General features: G+C 49.6%; 1 tRNA gene and 1 rRNA gene. Both read right to left on the bottom strand.

Features of this window, described 5'->3' with window-relative positions:
- Positions 1–26 precede the first annotated feature (26 nt).
- Positions 27–1,577 (bottom strand): 16S ribosomal RNA (locus AB0C84_RS46080).
- Positions 1,578–1,701: 124 nt separating this feature from the next.
- Positions 1,702–1,774 (bottom strand) — tRNA-Ala (locus AB0C84_RS46075).
- Positions 1,775–1,777 lie beyond the last annotated feature (3 nt).

The following is a 1,777-nucleotide window of genomic DNA, read 5'->3' as shown; positions in this document are numbered from 1 at the left end:
AGAAGATGTTCCGAATATATCCTTAGAAAGGAGGTGATCCAGCCGCACCTTCCGATACGGCTACCTTGTTACGACTTCACCCCAATCATTTGTCCCACCTTCGACGGCTAGCTCCAAATGGTTACTCCACCGGCTTCGGGTGTTACAAACTCTCGTGGTGTGACGGGCGGTGTGTACAAGACCCGGGAACGTATTCACCGTAGCATGCTGATCTACGATTACTAGCGATTCCAGCTTCATATAGTCGAGTTGCAGACTACAATCCGAACTGAGAACAACTTTATGGGATTTGCTTGACCTCGCGGTTTCGCTGCCCTTTGTATTGTCCATTGTAGCACGTGTGTAGCCCAAATCATAAGGGGCATGATGATTTGACGTCATCCCCACCTTCCTCCGGTTTGTCACCGGCAGTCAACTTAGAGTGCCCAACTTAATGATGGCAACTAAGCTTAAGGGTTGCGCTCGTTGCGGGACTTAACCCAACATCTCACGACACGAGCTGACGACAACCATGCACCACCTGTCACTCTGTCCCCCGAAGGGGAAAACTCTATCTCTAGAGGGGTCAGAGGATGTCAAGATTTGGTAAGGTTCTTCGCGTTGCTTCGAATTAAACCACATGCTCCACCGCTTGTGCGGGTCCCCGTCAATTCCTTTGAGTTTCAACCTTGCGGTCGTACTCCCCAGGCGGAGTGCTTAATGCGTTAGCTGCAGCACTAAGGGGCGGAAACCCCCTAACACTTAGCACTCATCGTTTACGGCGTGGACTACCAGGGTATCTAATCCTGTTTGATCCCCACGCTTTCGCACATCAGCGTCAGTTACAGACCAGAAAGTCGCCTTCGCCACTGGTGTTCCTCCATATCTCTGCGCATTTCACCGCTACACATGGAATTCCACTTTCCTCTTCTGCACTCAAGTTTTCCAGTTTCCAATGACCCTCCACGGTTGAGCCGTGGGCTTTCACATCAGACTTAAAAAACCGCCTACGCGCGCTTTACGCCCAATAATTCCGGATAACGCTTGCCACCTACGTATTACCGCGGCTGCTGGCACGTAGTTAGCCGTGGCTTTCTGATTAGGTACCGTCAAGACGTGCATAGTTACTTACACATTTGTTCTTCCCTAATAACAGAGTTTTACGATCCGAAGACCTTCATCACTCACGCGGCGTTGCTCCGTCAGGCTTTCGCCCATTGCGGAAGATTCCCTACTGCTGCCTCCCGTAGGAGTCTGGACCGTGTCTCAGTTCCAGTGTGGCCGATCACCCTCTCAGGTCGGCTACGCATCGTTGCCTTGGTAAGCCGTTACCTTACCAACTAGCTAATGCGGCGCGGATCCATCTATAAGTGACAGCAAAACCGTCTTTCACTATTGAACCATGCGGTTAAATATATTATCCGGTATTAGCTCCGGTTTCCCGAAGTTATCCCAGTCTTATAGGTAGGTTATCCACGTGTTACTCACCCGTCCGCCGCTAACGTCAGAGGAGCAAGCTCCTCGTCTGTTCGCTCGACTTGCATGTATTAGGCACGCCGCCAGCGTTCATCCTGAGCCAGGATCAAACTCTCCATAAAAAATTATGATGTTTGATTAGCTCATAAATACTAAATGTTTGTAACGTTTCGTTACTGTTTATTGGAATTAACGTTGACATATTGTCATTCAGTTTTCAATGTTCATTAATAATTAATTAAAAGGAGGAGACTAGCGGGATCGAACCGCTGACCTCCTGCGTGCAAAGCAGGCGCTCTCCCAGCTGAGCTAAGCCCCCAAT

Source organism: Actinomadura sp. NPDC048955 (assembly GCF_040649435.1).
In the GTDB taxonomy this organism is placed as follows: domain Bacteria; phylum Actinomycetota; class Actinomycetes; order Streptosporangiales; family Streptosporangiaceae; genus Spirillospora; species Spirillospora luteofluorescens.
Note: the sequence above shows the minus strand (reverse complement) of the source record. Positions and strands in the feature narration are given on the sequence as shown.